At 58.8% G+C, this 23,489-nt stretch carries 23 protein-coding genes and 3 pseudogenes; 10 read left to right on the forward strand and 16 right to left on the reverse strand.

Translation table 11 applies throughout. From position 1 onward, the window contains the following. Nucleotides 1–50: 50 nt before the first annotated feature. The 3 genes and pseudogenes from zapE to Atro_RS07685 all read right to left on the reverse strand — a co-directional run bounded on the left by zapE (nt 51) and on the right by Atro_RS07685 (nt 3,349). Nucleotides 51–1,175 (reverse strand): cell division protein ZapE, encoded by a 1,125-nt coding sequence (gene zapE, locus Atro_RS07675; RefSeq protein WP_165892992.1) that lies wholly within the window; start codon nt 1,173–1,175, stop codon nt 51–53. 161 nt (nt 1,176–1,336) lie between these two features. Continuing rightward, a pseudogene (locus Atro_RS07680) lies at nt 1,337–2,697 on the reverse strand (tryptophan--tRNA ligase). A 19-nt stretch (nt 2,698–2,716) separates the two neighbouring features. Continuing rightward, the gene (locus tag Atro_RS07685; RefSeq protein WP_165892994.1) at nt 2,717–3,349 is read right to left on the reverse strand and encodes an alpha/beta hydrolase; all 633 of its coding nucleotides are present in this window, start codon (nt 3,347–3,349) and stop codon (nt 2,717–2,719) included. Nucleotides 3,350–3,614: 265 nt separating this feature from the next. Between Atro_RS07685 and Atro_RS07690 the strand changes: the two genes are divergently transcribed. After that, nucleotides 3,615–4,055 (forward strand): Z-ring associated ZapG family protein, encoded by a 441-nt coding sequence (locus Atro_RS07690; protein WP_089167420.1) that lies wholly within the window; start codon nt 3,615–3,617, stop codon nt 4,053–4,055. A gap of 204 nt (nt 4,056–4,259) precedes the next feature. On the opposite strand, the gene cysN is transcribed toward Atro_RS07690, so the two are convergent. The 3 genes and pseudogenes from cysN to Atro_RS07705 all read right to left on the reverse strand — a co-directional run bounded on the left by cysN (nt 4,260) and on the right by Atro_RS07705 (nt 7,975). Continuing rightward, a complete protein-coding gene (cysN, locus tag Atro_RS07695) occupies nt 4,260–6,161 on the reverse strand; it encodes a sulfate adenylyltransferase subunit CysN (RefSeq protein ID WP_497927103.1) in 1,902 nt (633 codons plus the stop codon). 12 nt (nt 6,162–6,173) lie between these two features. Next, nucleotides 6,174–7,091 carry a sulfate adenylyltransferase subunit CysD gene (gene cysD, locus Atro_RS07700; protein ID WP_039805609.1) on the reverse strand — a complete coding sequence of 306 codons (918 nt, stop codon included), beginning with the start codon at nt 7,089–7,091 and terminating at the stop codon, nt 6,174–6,176. A gap of 126 nt (nt 7,092–7,217) precedes the next feature. Continuing rightward, nucleotides 7,218–7,975: pseudogene (locus Atro_RS07705) on the reverse strand (Nif3-like dinuclear metal center hexameric protein). Nucleotides 7,976–8,084: 109 nt separating this feature from the next. Between Atro_RS07705 and algW the strand changes: the two are divergent. Next, nucleotides 8,085–9,233 carry a Do family serine endopeptidase AlgW gene (gene algW, locus Atro_RS07710; RefSeq protein WP_497927104.1) on the forward strand — a complete coding sequence of 383 codons (1,149 nt, stop codon included), beginning with the start codon at nt 8,085–8,087 and terminating at the stop codon, nt 9,231–9,233. 40 nt (nt 9,234–9,273) lie between these two features. On the opposite strand, the gene hisC is transcribed toward algW, so the two are convergent. The 10 genes and pseudogenes from hisC to Atro_RS07760 all read right to left on the reverse strand — a co-directional run bounded on the left by hisC (nt 9,274) and on the right by Atro_RS07760 (nt 17,328). Further along, on the reverse strand, nt 9,274–10,329 hold the full coding sequence (gene hisC, locus Atro_RS07715; RefSeq protein ID WP_497927105.1) for a histidinol-phosphate transaminase: 1,056 nt from the start codon (nt 10,327–10,329) through the stop codon (nt 9,274–9,276). Nucleotides 10,330–10,441: 112 nt separating this feature from the next. Next, a complete protein-coding gene (gene hisD, locus Atro_RS07720; RefSeq protein WP_497927106.1) occupies nt 10,442–11,752 on the reverse strand; it encodes a histidinol dehydrogenase in 1,311 nt (436 codons plus the stop codon). A 108-nt stretch (nt 11,753–11,860) separates the two neighbouring features. Further along, on the reverse strand, nt 11,861–12,496 hold the full coding sequence (gene hisG / locus Atro_RS07725) for an ATP phosphoribosyltransferase (RefSeq protein ID WP_497927107.1): 636 nt from the start codon (nt 12,494–12,496) through the stop codon (nt 11,861–11,863). Nucleotides 12,497–12,561: 65 nt separating this feature from the next. Beyond that, entirely contained in the window at nt 12,562–13,827 is a 1,266-nt protein-coding gene (gene murA, locus Atro_RS07730; RefSeq protein WP_497927108.1) for a UDP-N-acetylglucosamine 1-carboxyvinyltransferase, read from the reverse strand. A gap of 20 nt (nt 13,828–13,847) precedes the next feature. Then, nucleotides 13,848–14,087 carry a BolA family protein gene (locus Atro_RS07735; RefSeq protein ID WP_497927637.1) on the reverse strand — a complete coding sequence of 80 codons (240 nt, stop codon included), beginning with the start codon at nt 14,085–14,087 and terminating at the stop codon, nt 13,848–13,850. A gap of 173 nt (nt 14,088–14,260) precedes the next feature. Beyond that, nucleotides 14,261–14,569: an STAS domain-containing protein gene (locus tag Atro_RS07740; RefSeq protein WP_497927109.1), complete on the reverse strand. Its 309-nt coding sequence runs from the start codon at nt 14,567–14,569 to the stop codon at nt 14,261–14,263. Further along, nucleotides 14,566–15,213: an MlaC/ttg2D family ABC transporter substrate-binding protein gene (locus Atro_RS07745; protein ID WP_497927110.1), complete on the reverse strand. Its 648-nt coding sequence runs from the start codon at nt 15,211–15,213 to the stop codon at nt 14,566–14,568. The genes Atro_RS07740 and Atro_RS07745 overlap by 4 nt, the downstream gene beginning before the upstream one ends. 18 nt (nt 15,214–15,231) lie before the next feature. Beyond that, a complete protein-coding gene (mlaD, locus tag Atro_RS07750; RefSeq protein WP_497927111.1) occupies nt 15,232–15,723 on the reverse strand; it encodes an outer membrane lipid asymmetry maintenance protein MlaD in 492 nt (163 codons plus the stop codon). After that, nucleotides 15,723–16,520, reverse strand: coding sequence for a lipid asymmetry maintenance ABC transporter permease subunit MlaE (mlaE, locus tag Atro_RS07755; protein ID WP_497927112.1), 798 nt, complete (start codon nt 16,518–16,520; stop codon nt 15,723–15,725). Before mlaE ends, mlaD begins: the two co-directional genes overlap by 1 nt. Then, nucleotides 16,520–17,328, reverse strand: a pseudogene (locus Atro_RS07760) (ATP-binding cassette domain-containing protein). The gene mlaE and the pseudogene Atro_RS07760 overlap by 1 nt, the downstream one beginning before the upstream one ends. A gap of 226 nt (nt 17,329–17,554) precedes the next feature. Here Atro_RS07760 and Atro_RS07765 point away from each other — a divergent pair. The 8 genes from Atro_RS07765 (at nt 17,555) to ptsN (ending at nt 23,449) form a co-directional block, all read left to right on the forward strand. Further along, nucleotides 17,555–18,529 (forward strand): KpsF/GutQ family sugar-phosphate isomerase, encoded by a 975-nt coding sequence (locus Atro_RS07765; protein WP_497927113.1) that lies wholly within the window; start codon nt 17,555–17,557, stop codon nt 18,527–18,529. A 1-nt stretch (nt 18,530) separates the two neighbouring features. Then, nucleotides 18,531–19,055 (forward strand): KdsC family phosphatase, encoded by a 525-nt coding sequence (locus tag Atro_RS07770; protein WP_497927114.1) that lies wholly within the window; start codon nt 18,531–18,533, stop codon nt 19,053–19,055. Between the two features lie 12 nt (nt 19,056–19,067). Beyond that, nucleotides 19,068–19,637: an LPS export ABC transporter periplasmic protein LptC gene (gene lptC, locus Atro_RS07775; protein ID WP_497927115.1), complete on the forward strand. Its 570-nt coding sequence runs from the start codon at nt 19,068–19,070 to the stop codon at nt 19,635–19,637. Further along, nucleotides 19,624–20,181, forward strand: a complete 558-nt coding sequence (gene lptA / locus Atro_RS07780) for a lipopolysaccharide transport periplasmic protein LptA (protein ID WP_497927116.1) — start codon at nt 19,624–19,626, stop codon at nt 20,179–20,181. Before lptC ends, lptA begins: the two co-directional genes overlap by 14 nt. Then, nucleotides 20,181–20,906, forward strand: a complete 726-nt coding sequence (lptB, locus tag Atro_RS07785) for an LPS export ABC transporter ATP-binding protein (protein ID WP_497927117.1) — start codon at nt 20,181–20,183, stop codon at nt 20,904–20,906. Before lptA ends, lptB begins: the two co-directional genes overlap by 1 nt. A gap of 132 nt (nt 20,907–21,038) precedes the next feature. Further along, on the forward strand, nt 21,039–22,547 hold the full coding sequence (locus Atro_RS07790) for an RNA polymerase factor sigma-54 (RefSeq protein WP_497927118.1): 1,509 nt from the start codon (nt 21,039–21,041) through the stop codon (nt 22,545–22,547). 116 nt (nt 22,548–22,663) lie between these two features. Next, complete coding sequence (hpf, locus tag Atro_RS07795; protein ID WP_497927119.1) at nt 22,664–22,972, forward strand: ribosome hibernation-promoting factor, HPF/YfiA family; 309 nt, start codon at nt 22,664–22,666, stop codon at nt 22,970–22,972. Between the two features lie 12 nt (nt 22,973–22,984). Further along, nucleotides 22,985–23,449, forward strand: a complete 465-nt coding sequence (ptsN, locus tag Atro_RS07800; RefSeq protein WP_497927120.1) for a PTS IIA-like nitrogen regulatory protein PtsN — start codon at nt 22,985–22,987, stop codon at nt 23,447–23,449. Nucleotides 23,450–23,489: the final 40 nt, after the last annotated feature.

Below are 23,489 nucleotides of genomic sequence, written 5' to 3' on the forward strand. Positions count from 1 at the left end.
CAGACGACACCTTACAACGGCAAGGGCCGCCTCAGTGGCGGCCCTATCGATCACGGCTTATGCGGCCGCGCGAGGAACTCGTGGGACTGCATCTCCAGCAGACGGCTCAGGGTGCGCTGGAATTCGAACTCCAGACGACCGCCAGCATAGAGATCTTTGAGCTCGACCTCGGCAGAAATGATCAACTTGACATTGCGGTCGTAGAACTCGTCGACCAAGTTGATGAAACGCCGCGCCATGTCGTCCTTGGAAGCATTCATCCGTTCAACATTCGACAGCAAGACTGCCTCGAAGATCTTGCCCAGCTCGATGTAGTCGTTCTGGCTGCGCGGACCGTCGCACAACTCGCGGAACTCGAACCAGGCCACGTCGTTGGCGGTTTTACGTGCGCGAATCTCGCGACTCTCGATCAGCAGGACATCGCTGTCCTTCACCGCACAGTGCTCGGTGAGCAGGCTATTGAAGCTGCGCTCCAGGCTCCTCTCCGCTTCGGCATCCAGCGGCCAGTGGTACAACTCGGCCTGCTCCAGGGCGCGCAGGCGGTAATCGATGCCACTGTCGACGTTGACGATCTCCGTGTGCTCCTTGAGCAGGGCGATCGCCGGCAGGAAACGGGCACGCTGCAAGCCGTCCTTGTAGAGGCCGTCCGGCACGATGTTGGAGGTGGCCACCAGGCTCACGCCGTTCTTGAACAGCTCCTCCAGGAGGGTGGCGAGAATCATCGCATCAGTGATATCGGACACGAAGAATTCGTCGAAGCAAATGACCCGAGCCTCACTGGCAAAGCGCTGGGCAATGATGGTCAGCGGGTTCTTCTCACCCTTGAGGGTCTTCATTTCCTCATGCACCCGCTTCATGAAGCGATGGAAATGGGTGCGCATCTTCTGCTCGAAGGGCAGAGCATCGTAGAAGGTGTCGACCAGATAGGTCTTGCCGCGCCCCACGCCCCCCCAGAAGTAGATGCCCTTGACTGGGCCCTTCTGCAAACTCTGCGGCTTCTTGCCGAGCAGCCTGTCGAACAATCCAAGCTTGCTGCCCGCAGCCGGCCCCTGCGGACCGGCGCTGATCAACTCGTCGTAGAGGCGTTGCAGGTGACGCACAGCGTTTTCCTGAGCAGCATCGTGGAAGAAATCCGGGCGTTTCAGATCGGCTTGATAGCGCTCAAGGGGAGTCATGGCAGAATCGGCATCGAGTCGTGGGGAGGCCGCCTTGGCGGCGCCCTCGGCTGTTGGGAATGTCGTCAAGTCGTTCAAAACGGGCCACCCTCATCAAGAGTTCAAAGGTTCGCGACCATCCGAGCCAAAGGCTGAAAATCCGGCACAGGGTCGCACGGCAATCAGTCGGCAAGCCCTGCAATCGCCTCTCGCAGGCGCAGCATGGCTGCCTCCAAGGCATCTGGATCGGCATACACCGGACTGTCGGCCATGCATTCGCCGTCCAGCCAGAGACTGAACTGGGCCCCTTCATCGGCACGCAATTCGAGTGCATCCGGCCCCAGAGCAATCAACCGCTGGCTGATCCGCCCCACCGCCTTGGGATCGTCAAACGGCCGCGACAGCAGCAATTCCTCGCCATCGGCAGCCAGAAAACGGAAACGAAACCTTCCATCGAATTCGCGGAAACTGATGAAGCGCGCGGCCTTTGCCGCTTTCTTCTTACCGCTGGCAGCCTGACTACGCACGTCGCTACGGAACGAGCGCAATCCAACCGCTTCGCGCAGCTCGCCGAGGAAGGGGGTGGCGACCCTGCGCGCTTTGGCCGCACCAGCCTGGAGAATGTCCTCCAAGTCAAGCGGTCTCGCAATCAGCGTTTGGTAGCGCTCGCGAGCTTCACCCAATTCGTTTTCCAGCAACTGGAGCAGGCGCTGTTTGGCCTCCCCCAGGCCAGACCGGCAAGCAGATCGGCACGGAATCCGGCGAGCTGCTCGGGCGTGGCGAACGCCTGGTAGAGCGTGAACAGATGCGAGCTGTCCGGATCCTTGGGCTCACCCGGCTCTCGCGAATCGGTGATGATGCGAGCGATGGCATCCTTCAGCTGACGGGCCGAGCCGAACAGGGGAATGGTATTGTCATAGCTCTTCGACATCTTACGGCCGTCGAGCCCCGGCAGGGTGGCGACCTCCGCCTCGACCACCGCTTCCGGAAGGGTGAAGAACTCACTACCCCGGCCAAACAGATGATTGAAGCGCTGCCCGATATCACGCGCCATCTCCACGTGCTGGATCTGGTCGCGACCGACCGGCACCTTGTTCGCGTTGAACATCAGGATATCTGCCGCCATCAGCACCGGATAGCTGAACAGCCCCATGGTCACCCCGGCATCGGGGTCCTCGCCGACCTCAAGATTCTTGTCCACCGAGGCCTTGTAGGCATGCGCACGGTTGAGCAGGCCCTTGGCCGTCACGCAGGTGAGCAGCCAGGTCAGCTCGGTTATCTCGGGAATGTCCGACTGGCGGTAGAAGGTCGTCTTCTCCGCGTCCAGCCCGCAGGCCAGCCAGGTGGCGGCGATTTCCAGACGCGAGCGCTGAATGCGCTCCGGGTCGTCGCACTTGATCAGCGCATGGTAGTCGGCGAGGAAATAGAACGAGTCGGCATGGGGGTCGCGACTGGCAATGATCGCCGGGCGGATGGCGCCAGCATAGTTGCCAAGATGCGGAGTGCCGGTGGTGGTGATACCGGTGAGGATTCGAGTGGTCATGGTGTGCGCTTGTCTATGCTCAAAGGCGTGAACTGACCAAGTCCTTCAACTCGCCCAGCTTGCCATGGAAGAAATGCCCGCATTCTGCCACTTTCAGCAACTCATGGGGACGCTGCAGGGCTGCCGACCAGTCGTAGACCAGTTGCGGACTGACCACCTCGTCCTGCTCCGGCTGGATGACTGTCAGACTGCCACCCTGTGGCGGCACCATTGTCTCGCTCTCCAGGCGCATCACCGCCGGCGCGACCAGGAATATCCGCTCCGGCACCTGCCCCTGTGCAGCCAGGCGCTCCGCGAGATTGAGCGCGACATAGCCACCGAAGGAAAAGCCGAACAGACTCAAGGGCAGCTGCGGCAACTGCTCGCGTACCCACTGAACAACGGCTTCGGCATCATCCACCTCGCCGCTACCCATATCGTGACTGCCTGCGCTGGCGCCAACGCCACGATAGTTGAAGCGCAGCGTGCTGTAACCGGCATCCCGGGCGGTGCGCTGCAGGGTGGAGACGACCTTGTTCAGCATGGTCCCACCCTTCACCGGATTGGGATGACAGAGCAGAGCCAGGCCACGGGCCTGCGGCAGTTCGAGGTAGAGCGCTTCGAGCGGACCGCAGGGCCCATCGATGAACAGGGAACTTTCACGATTCGACAAACTGTATCTCCGTGAGCCCGCCTAGGCCGGCTCGTCTTGGATGGTTGGATCGCCATGCCCGCGGAAAACCGTCCAGCACAAAGATGTGCTGCAGCAGCATTCGCGCCGGACCATGACTAGGCTTGCGCAATGACGGCATACAGCCATAGCTGCGATCAAGCCCGGCTCCGTCTGCCGGCACGAATCGCTGCATGCGTCTAGACCGGCTATACAGGGCAGACTGGAGCCGCTAACGTAAAACAAAGAAGCCTATAGAGGAAGGATCGTGGAACAGACGCTCATGGCCTGGTTGCTACCGGCCCTCACCCTGCTTGTCGGCATCACCATCGGCTTCGTTGCCGCTCGTCTATTGCCCAATGCGGCACCCGGCCGGACACAACGCCAGCTAGACGAGCTGCAGGAGCGCTTCGATACCTATCAAAATGAGGTGATTACCCACTTCAACACCACCGCCAGCCTGGTGAAGAAGCTCACCCAGAGCTATGCGGAAATTCAGGAACACCTGTCCGAGGGTGCCAGCCGTCTCGCACTCGACGAGTTGACCCGCCAGCGCCTGCTCGCCACGCTGCAGAACCAAGAGAGCCTCGGCGATCATGAGCGCCTGTCCGGCGCAACGGCACCCGAAGCGCCCAAGGATTATGCCCCCAAGATCGCCAACGCCCCCGGCATGCTGGACGAGCAATTCGGCCTGAAAGGCAAGCACTGAAGCCTGGCCGACGAGCGGCGCTGACGAACCTGGCTATGCATGCCCGGGGAGTGCTTGTGTCCGCGCCCGAATGCACGCCAGCCTGCCAGAGGGAGCGAACTACCTCCTGAACACCAAGACAGCCTTCTTCTAGAAGATGATGCACTGAGCCCCCAAACTCTCGCAGCCAGGGCTGCAAGGGTTTGGTCGAGACGGCAGGTCGTCTTAGAGGGAGCCGCGGCTGCGCAGCAGTTCAAGCACCTGCCTCACTCCCTCCTCCACCGAGTGATGCTGGGTATCGATCACCAGATCGGCATCCAGCGGTATGTCGTAGGGGAAGGACTCGCCGGGAATGTTGTCGCTGCCGGAAGCATACAGCCCTTGCGGATCGCGCTCGCGGCAGGCCAACGGCGAGGCCTGTACATAGACGGTGATCAGCCGCTCGGCGCCGATCAGCGCCTGGGCCTGGGCGCGCCCCTCGGCATCCGGAGCGACGAAGGCGGCCAAGGTCAAGAGGCCAGCCTCGTTGAACTGCCGGGCCACCTGAGCGGCACGCCGCCAGTTCTCGGCACGCCCGACGCGATCCAGCGGCAGGCCCTTGTTCAGGTCGTGGCGCAGGTTCTGCCCATCCAGCACATAGACCGCTCGGCCCATGTCGAACAGCTTGCGCTCCAAGGCATAGGCCAGGGTGCTCTTGCCGGCACCGGACAGGCCGGTGAACAGCACCGTGGCCGGCTGCTGGCCGAAGCGCGCGGCACGCTCCCCGGCGCTGACATGGGCAAGCCGTCCGTGGTGATTCCCGGCGTTCTGCCCGGACAGCGGCTCGGCGACGATCATGCCGGCACCGACGGTGCCGTTGGTCAGGCGGTCGATGACGATGAAGGCGCCGCTGGTGCGGTTGTACTCATAGCCGTCGAGGGCGATGGGCGCGTCCAGACTGATCCGCACGCGGGCTATCTCGTTGAGCTTCAGCTCGCTGGCCGGCGCGTGCTCGAGGGTGTTGACGTCAATACGGTGCTCGATGCCGACGATGTTGCCCGGCACGTAGCTGGTGGCACGCTTGATGTCGTACTTCTTGCCTGGCAGCATCGGCTCCTCGGCCATCCACACCAGCATGGCCTCGAAGCCGTCGGTGACCTGCGGGCGGTTGTCGGCATGCACCAGCATGTCGCCGCGCGACACATCGATCTCGTCCTCCAGGGTCAGGGTGATCGCCTGGCCGGGAATCGCCTGCTCCAACTCGCCGTCGTAGGTGACGATGGAGCGCACCCGACTGGTCTTGCCCGAGGGCAGCACGGCGACTTCGTCGCCCTTGTGCACGATGCCGCTGGCCAGGGTACCGGCGAAGCCACGGAAGTTCAGGTTCGGCCGATTGACGTACTGCACCGGAAAGCGCATGTCCGCCAGGTTGCGGTCGGCGGCGATTTCGACGGTCTCGAGGATTTCCATCAGCGACGGGCCCTGATACCAGGGCGCGCGCTCACTCCGGTTGACCACATTGTCGCCCTTGAGGGCGGACATCGGCACGAAGTGCAGCGAGCTTGGCTTGAGGCCGAGACGCTCGGCAAACTGCAGGTAGTCGGCCTGGATGCGCTCGAAGACGCCCTGATCGAAACCCATCAGGTCCATCTTGTTGATGGCGACCACGATGTGCCGGATGCCCAGCAGCGAGGCGATGAAGCTGTGCCGGCGGGTCTGGGTCTGTACGCCGTAGCGGGCGTCGATCAGGATGATCGCCAGGTCGCAGGTGGACGCCCCGGTGGCCATGTTGCGGGTGTACTGCTCGTGTCCGGGCGTGTCGGCGATGATGAACTTGCGCTTGGCGGTCGAGAAATAACGGTAGGCCACGTCGATGGTGATGCCCTGCTCGCGCTCGGCCTGCAGGCCGTCGACCAGCAGCGCCAGGTCGACCTCGTCACCAGTGGTGCCGACCTTCTTGGAGTCGCGGGTGATGGCTTCTAGGTGATCCTCGTAGATCATCTTGGAGTCGTGCAGCAGGCGGCCGATCAGGGTGCTCTTGCCGTCGTCGACATTGCCGCAGGTGAGAAAGCGCAGCAGCTCCTTGCGTTCGTGCTGGGCCAGGTAGGCGAGGATGTCCTCGCTGATCAGTTCGGATTGATGCGACATGAGGCGAAGACCTTAGAAGTAGCCCTGACGTTTCTTTTCTTCCATCGAACCGGCACCATCATGGTCGATGACCCGGCCCTGGCGTTCGGAGGTGCGGGTCAGGAGCATCTCCTGGATGATGTCCGGCAGGGTGGCGGCGGTGGACTCCACGGCGCCGGTCAGCGGGTAGCAGCCGAGGGTGCGGAAGCGCACCATCTTCTTCTGGATGCGCGCCTTCTCCTCGTCGGAGAGATGCTCGAGAATGCGCTCGTCGTCGATCATGATCAGGGTGCCGTTCTTCTCGATGACCTCGCGCTCGGCGGCGAAATACAGTGGCACGATGGGAATCTGCTCCAGGTAGATGTACTGCCAGATGTCCAGCTCGGTCCAGTTGGACAGCGGGAACACGCGGATCGACTCGCCCTTCTTCACCTTGCCGTTGTAGACGTTCCACAGCTCGGGACGCTGGTTCTTCGGGTCCCAGCGGTGCTTGCTGTCGCGGAAGGAGTAGACGCGCTCCTTGGCGCGGGACTTCTCCTCGTCGCGCCGGGCACCACCAAAAGCAGCGTCGAAGCCGTACTTGTCGAGGGCCTGCTTGAGACCTTCGGTCTTCATGATATCGGTGTGCTTGGCACTGCCATGGGTAAAGGGGTTGATACCCTGCGCCACCCCTTCTGGATTGACATGGGTGATCAGCTCCAGGCCCATCTCCGCGACCATCTTGTCGCGAAACTTGTACATTTCCTGGAACTTCCACTGGGTATCGACATGCATCACCGGGAATGGCAGCTTGCCCGGAAAAAAGGCCTTGCGCGCCAGATGCAGCATGACGGCAGAATCCTTGCCGATGGAATACAGCATCACCGGGTTGTCGAACTCGGCGGCCACCTCACGGATGATGTGGATGCTTTCCGCCTCCAGCTGTTTCAGATGCGTCAGTTTGTCGACCATGGCTACTCACGGATTGCAAATGGGTTACGGCCTGCGGGCCGTGGGACGTTGGCGCACTCTAGCACAGTCCCTTCTTCTAATAGGAACACTACTTAGATCAAAACCATCTAGAGATATAGCTACCGTTCAGACCGGATTGGGACAATCGACGAACAGGTGTTCGATGTCGAAGGTCCGTGCCAGGTATTCGCCAAGGGCCTGCACACCGTAGCGCTCGGTGGCATGGTGCCCTGCCGCCAGGAAGCTGATGCCGCTCTCCCTCGCACTGTGCACGGTGGCTTCGGAAACCTCGCCAGTCAGGTAGGCGTCCACGCCGGCGGCGATCGCCTGCTCGATATAGCCCTGCGCCGCCCCGGTGCACCAGGCGATGCGCCGGATCGGCCGGTCGGCCTCGATCAACAGGGGCTGGCGATCCAGCGCCTGCCGCACTCGGCGGGCGAACTCCTGTGGCGCGAGTGGCTCGGGCAGATGGCCGACCAGACCGACCGAACGAGGATTGCCCGGCTCCAGCGGCCCTCCACGTGCAGCCCGAGGCGCTCGCCCAGTTGCACGTTGTTGCCCACCTCGGGGTGCACGTCCAGTGGCAGATGATAGGCCAGCAGGCTGATGTCGTTGCTCAGCAGGGTCTGCAGCCGACGGCGCTTGCTGCCGACGACGCAGGGGTTCTCGTTGCGCCAGAAATAGCCATGATGCACCAGCACCAGATCCGCCTCTGCCTCGACCGCGGCATCCAGCAGCGCCTGGCTGGCCGTCACGCCGCTGACGATTCTGGCGACCCAAGGCTGGCCCTCGACCTGCAAGCCGTTCGGGCAGTAATCAGATATGCCAGACGCTCCCAGATAGCGATCAGCTTCTTTCACCAGTTCGGACAGAGCAATGGCCATCGATATCTCCATGAGACGCTTGCGAGCCGCTAGCTAGTTAGCGGCTCCCTCGTATAATGGCGCACCTTACGCCCCCCTTAGCCCCTGCAACCCCAAGGACTCCCGCTCCATGCTCAAGGCCCTGCGTTTTCTTGGCTGGCCCCTGGCGGTCGGAGTACTGCTGGCCCTGTTGATAATCCAGCGCCATCCGGAATGGGTTGGCCTACCACAACGTAGCAGCGATGAACAACAGCTCCCACGGGCCATCCTTTCACCACAGAGTCCCGCTTCGTACGCAAACGCAGTCAGCAGTGCCGCACCAGCAGTGGCCAACTTATATACCACCAAGGTCGTCAAAAAACCTAGCCAACCACTGTTTGACGATCCGCTGCTACAGCAGTACTTCGGCAACTCTCTGCCGAGTCAGCGGCGCCTGGAGTCCAGCCTCGGCTCCGCAGTGATCATGCGCCAAGATGGCTACCTGCTGACCAACAACCATGTCACCGCCGGTGCCGACCAGATCGTCGTCGCACTGAGAGATGGTCGGGAAGTCCTCGCCCGGGTCATCGGCAACGATTCGGAAACCGACCTGGCTGTGCTCAAGATCGATCTTGAGCAGTTGCCGGTCATGCATATGGGAAGATCTGACAGCATCCGCATCGGCGATGTCGCCTTGGCCATCGGCAACCCCTTCGGTGTAGGACAGACAGTAACCATGGGTATCATCAGTGCTACCGGACGCAACCAGCTGGGCCTGAACACCTATGAGGACTTTATTCAGACTGATGCAGCTATCAATCCGGGCAACTCGGGCGGCGCGCTGATTGATGCCAACGGCAACCTGATCGGCATCAATACCGCCATTTTTTCCAAGTCGGGTGGTTCCCAAGGTATCGGTTTCGCGATTCCAGCAAAGCTGGCACTAGAGGTGATGGAGGAAATCATCAAGCATGGCCAAGTCATTCGCGGCTGGCTCGGTCTCGAAGTGCAACCACTGACCAAGGAACTGGCCGAGTCCTTCGGACTGGAGGGCCGGCCAGGCATCGTTGTTGCCGGCATCTACCGCGACGGTCCCGCGCAGCGGGCTGGCCTGCAGCCAGGCGACCTGATCGTCAGCATCGATGGCGAACCGGCCACCGACGGACGCCATGCCATGAATCAAGTCGCCCGGACCCGGCCGGGCGAAACCATCGATATCGAGATCCTGCGCAACGGCCAGGCCTTGACCGTGGCCGCTGAGATCGGTTTACGCCCGCCGCCCACAGCTGTGCAGCCGTAAGCGTACCGCTCCCGAGGGCCAAGGTGTCCATCCCTACGGATCAGCAGAGAGTCGACAGCACGTCGATCAATGCCTGATTCTGCTCCGAGGTACCGATAGTGATGCGCAGGAATTGACGAATCCGTTCCTGCCTAAAGTGGCGAACAATCACTCCCTGTTCGCGCAACCCCGCGGCAAGCTCCTCGGCATCGCGTTCGGGATGCTGGGCAAAGACAAAGTTGGCGGCCGACGGTAGCACCTCGAAACCCAGGCGCTGCAGCTCGCCGACCAACTGCTCCCGACTGGCGATCACCTGACGGCAGGTCTGCTTGAAGTAAATGTGATCTTCGAAAGCCGCAGCCGCTCCGACGATGGCTAACCGGTCCAGCGGGTAGGAATTGAAACTGTTCTTGATCCGCTCCAACGCCTCGATTAGCTCAGGGTGACCGACTGCCAGACCGACTCGTAGCCCAGCCAAAGAGCGCGACTTAGATAAGGTCTGGGTGACCAGCAAGTTGGCATGACGATTGACAAGAGGGATCGCCGTCTCGCCACCAAAATCCACGTAGGCTTCGTCCACCACCACCACCGAGTCTGGATTGGTCTCAAGCAGGCGCTCGATTGCCTCAAGCGGCAACAGACGACCAGTTGGCGCATTCGGGTTGGGGAAGATGATTCCACCATTGGGCCGCGCATAGTCCTCGATATGGATGCAGAACTGCTCATCGAGCGCTACGGTTTCGAAGGGAATTCCGTATAGACCACAGTACACCGGATAGAAGCTGTAGGTCACATCGGGGAACAGCAGCGGCCGACCATGCTGAAATAACCCATGAAAGATATGCGCCAGCACTTCGTCGGAGCCATTGCCAACAAATACCTGATTGCTCTGCACGCCGTAGTAGCCGGCAATCGCCTGCTTTAAGCGCTCGCCGTTGGGGTCTGGGTATAGACGTAGGCTGTCGTTCAGCTCGGCCTGCATGGCGGCAATCGCCCGAGGTGAAGGTCCGTAGGGATTCTCGTTGGTATTGAGCTTGACCAGCTTGCTCAGCTTTGGCTGTTCGCCTGGCACATAGGGGACCAAGCTCTTGATGAAGGGACTCCAAAATTTGCTCATGCCCTTCTCTCCTCGAATGCGGGTTCGATCTGCTTTGCGTAGGAGCGCTCGCTGGCGAACTTCTCAGATACGGACGCCAGCAAGCCTACTTCTACAGGTCTGGGGCTGCCTTTCAGCCCTTGATCCGGTACTCGGCGCTGCGCGCATGGGCGGTCAACGATTCGCCACGCGCGAGTACCGAGGCGCTTCTACCCAAGGCGGAGGCTCCCTCCGCCGAACAGAAAATGATCGACGAGCGCTTCTGAAAATCGTACACACCTAAAGGCGAAGAGAAGCGCGCGGTGCCCGAAGTTGGCAGCACATGATTGGGACCGGCGCAATAGTCACCCAACGCCTCGGCAGTGTAGCGACCCATGAAGATGGCACCAGCATGGCGGATCTTCGGCAACCATTGCTGTGGCTCGGCCACCGAGAGCTCAAGGTGTTCGGGTGCGATACGGTTGGCCACAGCGATGGCCTGCGCCATATCGGCTACCTGGATCAGCGCTCCGCGCCTCTCCAGCGAGGTGCGAATGATCTCAGCACGCTCCATGGTCGGCAGCAGTTTGGCCATGCTCGCAGCCACACGATCAAGGAAAGCAGGATCCGGGCTGACCAAGATCGACTGGGCGTCTTCATCATGCTCAGCCTGGGAGAATAGGTCCATGGCGATCCAGTCCGGGTCGGTCTGACCGTCACAGACCACTAGAATCTCCGAGGGGCCGGCAATCATGTCGATACCGACTTGGCCAAACACGTGGCGTTTGGCCGTAGCCACATAGATATTGCCGGGACCGACGATCTTGTCTACTTGGGGCACGCTTTCAGTGCCATAAGCCAACGCAGCGACGGCTTGAGCGCCGCCGATGGTGAACACGCGGTCGACACCAGCAACACAGGCTGCGGCCAGCACCAGCTCGTTGAGCTCACCGCGCGGCGTCGGTACAACCATCACCACTTCGGACACGCCGGCGACCTTGGCCGGAATGGCGTTCATCAGCACCGAGGACGGATAAGCCGCCTTCCCGCCAGGCACATACAGCCCCGCACGGTCCAATGGTGTGACCTGCTGACCGAGTACGCTACCGTCAGCCTCGGTATAAGTCCAGGAGTCCTGCTTCTGCCTTTCGTGATAGAGGCGTACGCGCTCCGCAGCCTTTTCCAGCGCTTCGCGCTGCGCCGGAGAAATGCGCGTCAAGGCCAGCTCCAATCGCTCGCGCGGCAGGATCAAGTCAGCCATGGACTTGGCTTCGACAGCATCGAAGCGCTGGGTGAACTCAACTACGGCTACGTCGCCGTGCTCGCGTACAGCTTGGAGGATGTCCAGCACACGCTGGTTGACGGCCTCATCGGATACGCTTTCCCAGCTCAGCAAATGATCCAGATAGCACGCAAAATCCGGATCGGCAGCGTTGAGTCGGCGAAGAGCGATGGGGGCGGTCATAACGGGCCTCTTGAATGGCTGGAGCTTGGGCGCCGCTAACCTAGCAAGCCTTCCGCGCGGGCGCCCGAGAATTTTGCTATGACACGGAAGGCGTTGGCGAGATAGGAGTCAAGCGGGATGCCGATTCTCGACGGCTTCGCGCAGAGTATCAATCAAGGCCTGGATGCGTGCATGCTTCATCTTCATCGAGGCCTTATTGACGATCAGCCGGGAGCTAATGGTGGCGATCAGCTCCTGAGGCTCCAGGCCGTTGGCACGCAAGGTGTTGCCAGTATCGACTACGTCGATGATCTTGTCGGCCAGCCCTACCAAGGGGGCCAGCTCCATGGAGCCATAGAGCTTGATGATGTCCACTTGGCGGCCCTGCTCGGCATAGTAACGCTTGGCTACATTAACGAACTTGGTTGCCACCCGCAGACGCCCCCTAGGTGCCTCGGCACCGACCTTGCCGGCCGTCATAAGCTTGCAATTGGCGATCCTCAAGTCAAGCGGCTCGTATAGCCCCTGACCGTCATACTCCATCAGCACATCCTTGCCAGCCACTCCCAAGTCGGCAGCACCGTTCTCGACATAGGTCGGTACATCGGTGGCACGAACGATCAGCAGGCGCACGTCTTCCTGGCTAGTCGGAATGATGAGTTTGCGACTCTTGTCCGGATCCTCAATCGGCACGATGCCAGCTTCGGCAAGCAAAGGCAGGGTATCGTCAAGAATTCGGCCTTTGGACAGGGCGATGGTGAGCATGAAAACGAATGTCCTTGGATATTGCCCCTTCAGAGGCTGAAGCCGGTGCCATCTAAGTCCCAGAGCTACCCCGGAATACGGCGGATCTTGGCACCGAGCAACTGCAACTTTTCCTCGATGCACTCATAGCCGCGATCAATATGGTAAATGCGATCGATCAAGGTGTCCCCTTCGGCCACCAGACCGGCAATCACCAGACTGGCGGAAGCACGCAGGTCGGTAGCCATTACCGGAGCGCCTTTCAGACATGGCACGCCAGTGACGATTGCAGTATTACCCTCCACCAGAATACGTGCTCCCATGCGGTTCATCTCATAGACATGCATGAAGCGATTCTCGAACACGGTTTCGATGACCGTTCCGGTGCCCTCGGCGATGGCATTCAATGAAATGAACTGGGCCTGCATATCAGTGGGAAACGCTGGATACGGTGCAGTGCGCACGTTCACCGCCTTGGGCCGGTTACCCTTCATATCCAGCGAAATCCAGTTGTTGCCGGTGTCAATGTGCGCACCTGCCTCCTCCAGCTTGAGCAATACCGCTTCAAGAATGGTGGGATCGGTATCCTTGAGTTTGACCCTCCCACGAGTGGCGGCCGCAGCCACTAAATAGGTGCCAGTCTCGATGCGATCAGGCATTACGCTGTAACGACCGCCACCCAAGCGCTTTACACCCTCGATAACAATGGTGTCGGTGCCAGCCCCCTTGATCTGTGCACCCATGCCGTTCAGGAAATTGGCCAAATCAACCACTTCCGGCTCGCGCGCGGCATTCTCCAGCACCGTACGCCCATTGGCTAACGATGCGGCCATCATGATGTTCTCAGTGCCTGTCACGCTGACAATATCGAAAAAGAAGTGGCCGCCACGCAAACCACCGACAGGAGCCTTGGCCTTGATATAACCGCTTTCCATTTCGATCTGCGCGCCCAGAGCCTCCAGACCGCGAATATGCAAGTCGACTGGCCGTGAGCCGATGGCACATCCCCCTGGCAGGGCGACTTCGGCCTCGCCAAAACGGGCAAGCATCGGACCGAGCACCAGGATAGAGGCGCGCATCGTCTTGACCAGTTCATAGGGCGCCACCAAGGTCTTGATGCTGCTGGCATCCACTTCCACACTAAGTTTTTCGTCGATCACCGGCTGCACACCCATGCGTCCGAACAGCTCGATCATCGTGGTGATATCATGCAAGTGCGGCAGATTACAGACGGTGACCGGCGTATCGGCCAGCAGAGTCGCCGCCAAGATCGGCAGCGCTGCGTTTTTAGCTCCAGAAATACGGATCTCGCCATCAAGGCGCTGGCCGCCGGTAATAATCAGTTTGTCCATGTTCTCTCGCGCAGGCAGACTCAGGAACGCTCGGCCCAAGCGGCGCAACTGAAGAATTTCATGGTAATGGCATGAATGCGTCCGTCAACGATCCAATCGTTCAACTGGGCATAGACCAATTGCTGACGCTTCACCGGACTCATCGCGGCCAGTTCGTCGCTGATCAGGTTGAGCTGAAAATCGCAGCCCTGCCCCTGCACCTCGACCCGGGTATCAACCAACTTGCTTTCAAGAAAGCGCTTAACTTCAGCGGGCTGCATGCATATCTCGGAAGCTGTCATGAATTACTCCTACGGTGGATGTCGGCGCAAAGCAAACGGGATCGTGAGACTACCGGCTTCCCAGACATCAGGAAAGCCGCTCATCTTATAAAAAACCCCAGCGACTGCGAAGCCTGCGCCAGCAGCGACTCCGACGGAAGGCCATAAGGCCATCAGGCCTCCAGCGGCAGCAACTCGAGCAGACCGCAGACTTGAGCTATCTCGCGCATGTCCTCAGGAAGCGCATGAATCCGCAAGCGCTTGCCGACAGCCTTGGCATCACGCAGATAGGCCAGCAGCAAGGACGGCCCGACACTGCTGGACTTTTCCACGCCTGCACAATCGAGAACCAAGTCCTTGGCCTCAGCAGTGCCGATCAGCGCCCGCCCCTGCTGACGCAGAGCCGGGCCAGTACTGTAGTCGAGCACGCCGACAAGAGCGAGCACTCCAGGCTCGGTCTGGCGAATCGAGGCTTCGCTCATTGCCCTGCAGCCTTCTTGCCCTCTTCACTATCCTTGGCCTTGGCTACTACATCAGCCCAACCATCGATAGTTTTGTCCAAATTCTGGCCGTTGCGCTGCATGCTCTCGGCGAACTGATCGCGGAATAGCTTGCCGATATTGATGCCATTGATGATGACATTGCGCAGCATCCATTGGCCCTGCTTATTCACCATGGTATAGGAAACCGGATAGACGGTGCCCTGAGTATCCCGAACCTCCATGCCAACACTCGCGCGGTCGCCTTCTATTGGCGCAGCAGAGGGCAATACGCGGATATCCTGATTGTTGTACTCAAGAAGCGCATTGCCGTAGAACTGCATCAGACTACGTTTGAAGCTCTCCTGAAAACGGGTCATCTGCTCGGGAGTCGCCTTGCGAGAATACTTGACGGTCATAATGCTACGGGAAATTCCATCGGCATCTACTACAGGACCGAGGATCCGATCCAACGCATCGTAGAAAGCTTGAGGATTGCTTTTATAAGTAGCTTTGTTCTTTTTCAGGTCGCCCAGCAGAGAGTCGGTGGTCTGCTGTACCACCTGATGGGGAGTGCTCGATGCAGCCGCAAACAGCGGCAAAAGCGTCAGCAGTACCAGAAAGCCACGACGCAATACAGTAATCATGGGAATATCCTCTGTGACCTATTCTTCTTGGCCCTTGTTGACTTCTTCTTTGTCTTTGTTGACGGAGTTCATCAGGAACTTGCCGATCAGATCCTCAAGCACTAATGCCGACTGAGTGTCTTGGATGGAGTCCCCATCCTTCAGCAACTCTTCCTCTCCCCCAACGCTGATACCGACATACTTCTCGCCCAGCAGACCGGCAGTCAGAATGGAAGCCGTGGAGTCACTCGGTAGATTGTCGACACGCTTTTCCAATTCCATGGTCACACGACCGGTGTAGCTATTGCGGTCCAAGTCAATAGCCGTGACCTTGCCGATAGCGACACCAGCCATCGTCACCTTTGCCCGGACCGTCAGACCGGCGATATTATCGAAATATGCATAGAGCTTGTAGGTATCGCCATTGGTACTGACCGTCAGGCCGCTGACACGCAGTGCCAGCAACAGGAGGGCCAGCATACCTGCCAGGATGAACAGGCCGACACCGGTTTCCAAGGTGCGGGTTTGCATCAGTTATCTCCAAACATCAAGGCTGTCAGAATGAAGTCCAGTCCTAGCACGGCCAGCGAGGCATAGACCACTGTTCTTGTAGTAGCGCGACCGATCCCTTCCGAGGTCGGCTCACAGTCGTAACCTTGGAATACTGCGATCCAGGTCACCACAAAGGCGAAGACAATGCTCTTGATCGCGCCATTAATTACGTCTTCGTGCAGATCCACACTGCTCTGCATGCTGGCCCAGAACGAACCGTCGTAGACCCCCAGCCAGTCCACCGCGACCATGGCACTCCCCCAGATGCCGACCACGTTGAAGATTGCGGCCAGCAGTGGCATGGAAAGGAAACCAGCCCACAGGCGCGGCGCGATAATGTACTTCAGCGGATCGACACCAATCATCTCCAGACTGGAAAGCTGCTCGGTGGACTTCATGTTGCCGATTTCCGCAGTGAGCGCTGAGCCAGCACGCCCAGCAAACAACAAGCCAGTGACGACCGGTCCCAGTTCGCGTAGCAGAGTCAAGGCAACCAACTGCCCGACAGCCTGCTCCGAACCATAGCTGACTAGGATGTTATAGCCTTGCAGAGCCAGCACCATGCCGATGAAAAGACCAGAGACAACGATGATCGGCAACGAAAGCACACCGATCGAGTGAATTTGTCTGATCAGCAGCTGAAAGCTGCTGCCGGCACCACCCCGACCGAACATGGTGTGCAGCAGAAACAAAGCAGAACGCCCCATTGCCTCGACCACATCAATGAAGGAGCGACCAAGCAGAGCGACCTGCTCAAGGAGGGATTTCTTATGCATCAGCGCCTCCCCAGAAGGTCATTGTGATAATCGGGTGCCGGAAAATGAAATGGCACTGGGCCATCCGGAAGCCCCTTCATAAACTGGGTGACACGCGGATTTTTGGAATTCATCAAGTCTTGAGGGGTTCCCTCTCCAAGCACCTGACCATCACCTACCACATAGAGGTAATCCGCAATGCTGGCCGTCTCGGCCAAATCGTGGGAAACCACTATGCTGGTAATACCTAAAGCATCATTGAGCAAACGAATCAGACGCACCAAAACGCCCATGGCGATTGGATCTTGACCAACGAAAGGTTCGTCATACATAAGAATTTGCGGATCGAGAGCAATCGCCCGAGCCAGCGCCACACGACGCTTCATGCCACCAGAAAGCTCGTCAGGCATCAGATCAATAGCACCGCGCAATCCGACTGCCTGCAGCTTCATCAGCACGATGTCACGGATCATTTCGTCAGGCAGCTTGGTATGAACCCGTAGCGGAAAGGCCACATTCTCGAAGACATCAAGATCGGTAAATAGCGCCCCGCTCTGGAAGAGCACTCCCATTTCTTTGCGCATCTCGAACAATTCACTGCGCGACAGTTGTGGAAGGTTATGCCCATTGACCCAGACTTCGCCGCTTTCCGGCTTGAGCTGAGCGGCTATCAGACGCAACAAAGTGGTCTTGCCGCACCCGGAGGGCCCCATGATGCCGGTGACTTTGCCACGCGGGATGCGGATGTCTACATTATTGAAGATACTGCGCGAGCCTCGCTTGAAGGAGACCCCTTCAGCATGACTGCGTAGTCGTTTGAGTCGCTCATCTAGACTCCTTGTGAATACCCCCTCGGCTAAACGCCGCTACCCCCAGGATAGGGAGACGCCGTACCGCTTGACCGAACTGACAGGCACTATAACACTGCGAGCACAGGCGTCCCAAGCATACAGGCGTTGTAGACCGCTTTGGTCGCAATCGTGCCAGTCGATATGTGAGCAGGATGGGCTTTACCGCTATAATCGGCGCCTTTTTTCAAGCGACGAGCTGCCACCATGCCCCACTCGAGCAACCCGATCCAGTCAGCCCAAAGAACCATACGCCTGGAAATCGCGGCCATCGAGGCACTTCTTGCACGTATTAACGGTGATTTTGCTAAAGCCTGCAAACTGATCCTAGATTGCAAGGGGCGCGTCGTGGTTGTCGGTATGGGCAAATCCGGGCACATTGGACGCAAGATCGCCGCCACCTTGGCAAGCACTGGTACGCCAGCGTTTTTCGTTCACCCTGGCGAAGCCAGCCATGGTGACATGGGCATGATCACCCGGGACGATCTGGTATTGGCCCTGTCCAATTCCGGCTCCACCGCAGAAATTATCACTCTGCTGCCTTTGATCCAGCGCCTCGGTATTACCCTGATCAGCATGACTGGCAACCCCAACTCTCCCTTGGCCGAAGCGGCTGCCGTTAACCTCGATGCAGGCGTTAGCCAGGAGGCCTGCCCACTCAATCTAGCCCCTACCGCCTCTACGACTACTGCCCTAGTGCTCGGAGACGCCCTGGCCATTGCACTACTCGAGGCACGCGGCTTTACCGCCGAAGACTTCGCCTTTTCCCATCCGGGAGGCGCCCTCGGCCGCCGCCTACTGCTGAAGGTAGAAAACATCATGCACGTCGGCGACAGCCTGCCCTGCGTGCAACGTGGCACCACGCTACGCGATGCACTGCTGGAAATGACCCGCAAGGGCCTCGGCATGACCGTGGTACTCGAGGGCGATGGACGCCTAGCTGGCATTTTCACCGACGGAGACTTGCGCCGCACCTTGGACCGCAATATCGATGTACGCCAAGCCACCATCGACGAAGTGATGACCCCCCATGGCAAGACCGCCCGAGCCGAGATGCTCGCCGCACAAGCCTTGAAGATCATGGAGGATTACAAGATTAATGCCTTGGTTGTGGTCGACAACGCCGATCGGCCGGTCGGTGCCCTGAACATGCATGACTTACTTCGGGCGGGGGTTCTGTAAAATGAACGACAGACTACTGCAACGAGCCAAGGAGATTCGCCTGGCCATCTTCGATGTAGATGGCGTTCTCACCGATGGGCGCCTTTATTTTCTGGCCGATGGCAGCGAATTCAAAACTTTCAATACTCTCGATGGCCACGGCATTAAGATGTTGATTAACTCTGGAGTACGTACTGCTATTATCAGTGGCCGCACCACACCAGTGGTCGAACGCCGCGCCCGTAACCTGGGCATCCAGCACCTCTATCAGGGGCGTGAGGACAAGCTGGTCGTATTGGACGAACTACTGGCTGAACTAGGGCTCATCTATGAGCAGGTCGCCTACCTCGGTGACGATCTGCCCGACCTACCGGTCATCCGTCGTGTTGGCTTGGGAATGGCCGTGGCCAACGCCGATAACTTTGTCCGCAAACACGCCCATGGCGTCACCCAAGCATGCGGCGGCGAAGGGGCGGCCCGCGAATTCTGCGAACTGATCTTGCGAGCCCAGGGCAACCTCGAAGCCACGCAGAGCGCTTATCTCTAACTAGAGGCGACTATGCTGCGCAAATTCCGCCTTTCGCTGATCTTTGCCGCCTTGGCCACACTGCTGGCGGCGATAGGCTACTGGAACATTCGTCCAGCGAGCTTTATGGACAAAGCAGGCAACACTCCAGACGACAACGCCATTGATTTTTATGTAACCAATGCGCGCACACTGCAATATCAGCCTGCAGGTAATCTGCATTACGAGATGACTGCCAACAGAGTGGAGCATCTCAAAAGCAGCGAAATCACCCTACTCACTCAGCCCGATTTGCTGATTTTCCGCGGCACCCCAACCCCTTGGCACGTACGCAGCGAGCGCGGCGAGGTCAGCCCCCAAGGCGACCAGGTTGAATTGATTGATGCGGTACGGGTTGAGCGCACCGATATCCAAGAGCGCTCCACCATCCTTACTACCAGCCGCCTGAGCGTGTTTCCAGAGCGGGAATATGCTGAGACTCAGCAACCCGTTAAAATTGAGGCGGCCAACGGAGTTACGACGGCTGTCGGGATGAAAGCGTATTTGGATGACAGCAGGATGCACCTGCTGTCCAGTGTAAGAGGCCAGCATGAGGTTCGCTAACCGTTTCCCCCACCGGGCTCTCCCTTTCTTGCTCAGCCTGTGCTCCGCACTGGGCGCAGCGAGCGCTTGGGCTCTTTCTTCTGATCGTGAGCAGCCGATCCGCGTCCAGGCCGACAGTGCCGAACTCGATGACAAGCAAGGGGTTGCGGTCTACCAAGGCGACGTGGTCATTACTCAGGGCACCCTGAAAATCACCGGCAACAAAGTCACTATCACCCAAGACGACAAGGGTGAAATCAAAGTTTTCACGTCAGTCGGCAATCCTGCCTCTTACGAGCAGAAACCGGCACCTGACAAAAGCATCGTCCGAGCCTACGGCCAGACTATCCAGTACTTTGCCGAAAACGAACGCATTGTGTTGGTTGATAAGGCACGGGTAGTTCAGGATGGCAACACTTTCGAGGGTGAAAAAATCGTTTACGACACCCAACGGCAGATCGTTAATGCTGGCCGTGCCACTGGAAACAGGATATCCAGTCCGAAACCACGGATCGATATGGTCATCCAACCGAAAAAGAAACAGCAGTCAGGACAGACACAATAATGGCTACCCTCAAAGCTCAGCATCTGGCCAAGAGCTACAAGGGCCGCCAGGTTGTCCGTGACGTCAGCCTTTCCATCGAAAGCGGTCAAATCGTCGGCTTGCTCGGCCCCAACGGGGCCGGCAAGACTACCTGCTTCTACATGATCGTCGGCCTGGTCCGTGCCGACCAAGGGCGCATTCTGATCGATCAGGACGATGTCACCCACCTGCCCATGCACGGTCGCGCCCGGGTCGGTATCGGTTACCTCCCCCAAGAGGCATCGATTTTCCGCAAGCTTACGGTGGCCGATAATATCCTGGCTATCTTGGAAACCCGCAAAGATCTGGATGGAGAAGGCCGCCGCCAGGCTCTGGAAGCTCTGCTGCAGGAGTTCCACATCAGCCATATCCGCGACAGTCTCGGCATGAGTCTCTCGGGCGGCGAGCGGCGCCGGGTCGAGATTGCCCGCGCTCTGGCCACTACTCCGAAATTCATCCTGCTCGACGAACCCTTTGCCGGCGTCGATCCGATTTCAGTTAATGACATCAAGCAGATCATTTATCACCTGAAGAACAAGGGCATTGGCGTTCTAATTACCGATCACAACGTGCGTGAGACACTCGACATCTGCGAAACCGCCTACATTGTCAACGATGGGCAGCTGATAGCCGAAGGCGACGCCGAGGCCGTCCTCACCAATAAACTGGTGCAGGAAGTGTATCTCGGCCATGAATTCCGTCTATGAGATGCTCTACTCCATGGGATAGACCAGTCAAACTCCGTTATAATCAGGCATGTAATTTGCTTTAAGAAGGCGCATCGTCGCCTCGTAGTGATTGACGCGAATGCTTTGGCAAATATGGTGCTTCCTACAATTATGAAACCATCGCTAGTCCTTAAGATGGGTCAGCAGCTGACGATGACTCCGCAGCTGCAACAAGCCATCCGTCTGCTTCAACTGTCGACCCTGGATCTTCAGCAGGAAATCCAAGAGGCCCTCGACTCCAACCCCATGCTGGAACGTCAGGAAGACGCTGAGGACTACGGCAGCCCGGACACGCTAGCCGAGCATGGGGATCAGTCGGCGATCGATGCCGCATCCGCTTCTTATCAGGAGAGCTACGAGAGCACGGCCAACGGTGAGGAAGGCAACAGCCTGGAGGATGGCGACTGGCATGAGCGAATTCCCAACGAGCTGCCAGTGGATACCGCTTGGGAAGACATCTACCAGACCAGCGCCAGCAGTCTGCCGAGCAGCGAAGATGACGAATGGGACTTCACCACCCGCACCTCCACGGGCGAAAGTCTGCAGAGCCATTTGCTCTGGCAACTTAATCTGGCCCCGATGTCAGATACCGACCGCCTGATTGCCGTTACCCTGATCGATAGCATCAACAGCGACGGCTATCTGGAAGCCTCGCTGGAGGAAATTCTGGCCTCGTTGGATCCGGAGCTGAGTATCGAGCTCGATGAAGTGGAGATGGTGTTACGCCGTATCCAGCAGTTCGAGCCCGCAGGAGTTGCTGCTCGCGACCTCAGCGAGTCGCTGCTGCTGCAGTTGCGCCAACTTCCAGCCGATACACCCTGGCTGGAGGAGGCGAAGCGGTTGACAAGGGACTACCTCGATCTGCTCGGCAACCGCGACTTCACCCAGTTGATGCGGCGCATGAAGCTCAAGGAGGAAGAGCTGCGCCCGGTAATCGAGTTGATCCAAAGTCTTAACCCGCGCCCCGGTGCCCAGATCGAAGCCAGCGAGCCCGAATATGTAGTACCCGATGTCATCGTGCGAAAGCATAATGACCGTTGGCTGGTGGAGCTCAACCAGGAAGCCGTACCACGCCTGCGCATCAACCCCCACTACGCCGGCTTCATCAGACGCGCCGATGCCAGCGCCGACAACACTTTCATGCGCAACCAACTACAGGAGGCTCGCTGGTTTATCAAGAGCCTGCAGAGCCGCAACGAGACGCTCATGAAGGTATCCACGCAGATCGTCGAACACCAGCGCGGCTTCCTCGACTATGGCGAAGAAGCCATGAAACCGCTGGTATTGCATGACATCGCCGAGGCAGTCGGCATGCACGAATCGACCATTTCGCGGGTTACTACCCAGAAATACATGCATACCCCGCGCGGCATCTATGAACTGAAATATTTCTTTTCCAGTCACGTCAGCACCGCTGAAGGCGGTGAGTGCTCTTCCACGGCCATCCGCGCCATCATCAAGAAACTGATTGCAGCGGAAAATCCGAAAAAGCCATTGAGCGACAGCAAGATCGCTGGTTTACTGGAAGAACAGGGCATACAGGTGGCTCGCCGTACAGTCGCCAAATACCGGGAATCGCTCAGTATTGCGCCGTCCAGTGAACGCAAGCGACTCATGTAACACAAGATCGAACCGGCCGCAGCAATGGCAGTAATCCTTCCGCGGTCAGTCGACACAGCGTATACCGGTAGCAGGCCCGTCAGCCTGCGTCAAAACAGCAACAAGGAGAAAGCGGTATGCAAGTCAACATCAGTGGACATCAGCTGGATGTGACCGACGCCCTACGTGATTATGTCGAGGAGAAGATCAGCCGCCTTGAGCGTCATTTCGATCGTATCACCAATGTGCAGGTGATCATGACCGTTGAGAAGCTCAAACAGAAGATCGAAGCAACCTTGCATGTCTCTGGTGCCGAAGTGGTCGCCAATGCTGAGCATGAAGACATGTATGCGGCCATCGATCTGCTTGTCGACAAGCTTGACCGCCAATTGATTAAGCACAAGGAAAAGCAGATCGAACGCCAGCAGGGCGCCACGGCCCGCTGACTCTTCTGTCCCATGATCAGACTCGAAGACATTCTGACTCCCGGCCGCTCTTTGGTGAACGTGCCGGGAGGCAGTAAGAAGCGTGCCCTCGAATATATTGCCAGCCTGGTCGCCCGCGAAATGCCCGATCTAGATCAGCAGACCATTTTCGAGAGCCTAATTGCCCGTGAGAAACTGGGCTCGACCGGTTTTGGTAATGGCATCGCCATTCCCCATTGCCGTCTACCTGGCTGCCCTGCCCCGATCAGTGTACTGCTGCGCCTGGATGCTCCGATCGATTTCGATGCTATTGACGGTGCACCGGTCGATCTGCTGTTCGTCCTGCTGGTTCCAGAAGCCGCTACCGACGAGCATCTGCAATTGCTTCGCCAGATCGCCAGCATGCTCGATCGCAGCGAGATACGTGAGCATCTGCGCCAGGTCGAGAGCAGCGAAGCCCTTTACCAAGTCGTGGCGGACGCGCAGAAGGGCCAGTAGGGTTTCCCGGGAGTGGTGCGGAGGTTCGTTGACCGTGAAC

This window comes from Azotobacter tropicalis (assembly GCF_059739045.1).

Coding starts and splice junctions, on each gene's coding strand:
- Atro_RS07745 (WP_497927110.1), bottom strand. CDS start 15,213: ATGATTACTGTATTGCGTCGTGGCTTTCTGGTACTGCTGACGCTTTTG.
- zapE (WP_165892992.1), bottom strand. CDS start 1,175: ATGACTCCCCTTGAGCGCTATCAAGCCGATCTGAAACGCCCGGATTTC.
- mlaE (WP_497927112.1), bottom strand. CDS start 16,520: ATGCATAAGAAATCCCTCCTTGAGCAGGTCGCTCTGCTTGGTCGCTCC.
- hisD (WP_497927106.1), bottom strand. CDS start 11,752: ATGACCGCCCCCATCGCTCTTCGCCGACTCAACGCTGCCGATCCGGAT.
- cysD (WP_039805609.1), bottom strand. CDS start 7,091: ATGGTCGACAAACTGACGCATCTGAAACAGCTGGAGGCGGAAAGCATC.
- murA (WP_497927108.1), bottom strand. CDS start 13,827: ATGGACAAACTGATTATTACCGGCGGCCAGCGCCTTGATGGCGAGATC.
- Atro_RS07740 (WP_497927109.1), bottom strand. CDS start 14,569: ATGAGCGAAGCCTCGATTCGCCAGACCGAGCCTGGAGTGCTCGCTCTT.
- Atro_RS07770 (WP_497927114.1), top strand. CDS start 18,531: ATGAACGACAGACTACTGCAACGAGCCAAGGAGATTCGCCTGGCCATC.
- cysN (WP_497927103.1), bottom strand. CDS start 6,161: ATGTCGCATCAATCCGAACTGATCAGCGAGGACATCCTCGCCTACCTG.
- hisC (WP_497927105.1), bottom strand. CDS start 10,329: ATGAGCAAATTTTGGAGTCCCTTCATCAAGAGCTTGGTCCCCTATGTG.
- Atro_RS07790 (WP_497927118.1), top strand. CDS start 21,039: ATGAAACCATCGCTAGTCCTTAAGATGGGTCAGCAGCTGACGATGACT.
- lptB (WP_497927117.1), top strand. CDS start 20,181: ATGGCTACCCTCAAAGCTCAGCATCTGGCCAAGAGCTACAAGGGCCGC.
- algW (WP_497927104.1), top strand. CDS start 8,085: ATGCTCAAGGCCCTGCGTTTTCTTGGCTGGCCCCTGGCGGTCGGAGTA.
- ptsN (WP_497927120.1), top strand. CDS start 22,985: ATGATCAGACTCGAAGACATTCTGACTCCCGGCCGCTCTTTGGTGAAC.
- lptA (WP_497927116.1), top strand. CDS start 19,624: ATGAGGTTCGCTAACCGTTTCCCCCACCGGGCTCTCCCTTTCTTGCTC.
- lptC (WP_497927115.1), top strand. CDS start 19,068: ATGCTGCGCAAATTCCGCCTTTCGCTGATCTTTGCCGCCTTGGCCACA.
- mlaD (WP_497927111.1), bottom strand. CDS start 15,723: ATGCAAACCCGCACCTTGGAAACCGGTGTCGGCCTGTTCATCCTGGCA.
- hisG (WP_497927107.1), bottom strand. CDS start 12,496: ATGCTCACCATCGCCCTGTCCAAAGGCCGAATTCTTGACGATACCCTG.
- Atro_RS07765 (WP_497927113.1), top strand. CDS start 17,555: ATGCCCCACTCGAGCAACCCGATCCAGTCAGCCCAAAGAACCATACGC.
- hpf (WP_497927119.1), top strand. CDS start 22,664: ATGCAAGTCAACATCAGTGGACATCAGCTGGATGTGACCGACGCCCTA.
- Atro_RS07735 (WP_497927637.1), bottom strand. CDS start 14,087: ATGCAGCCCGCTGAAGTTAAGCGCTTTCTTGAAAGCAAGTTGGTTGAT.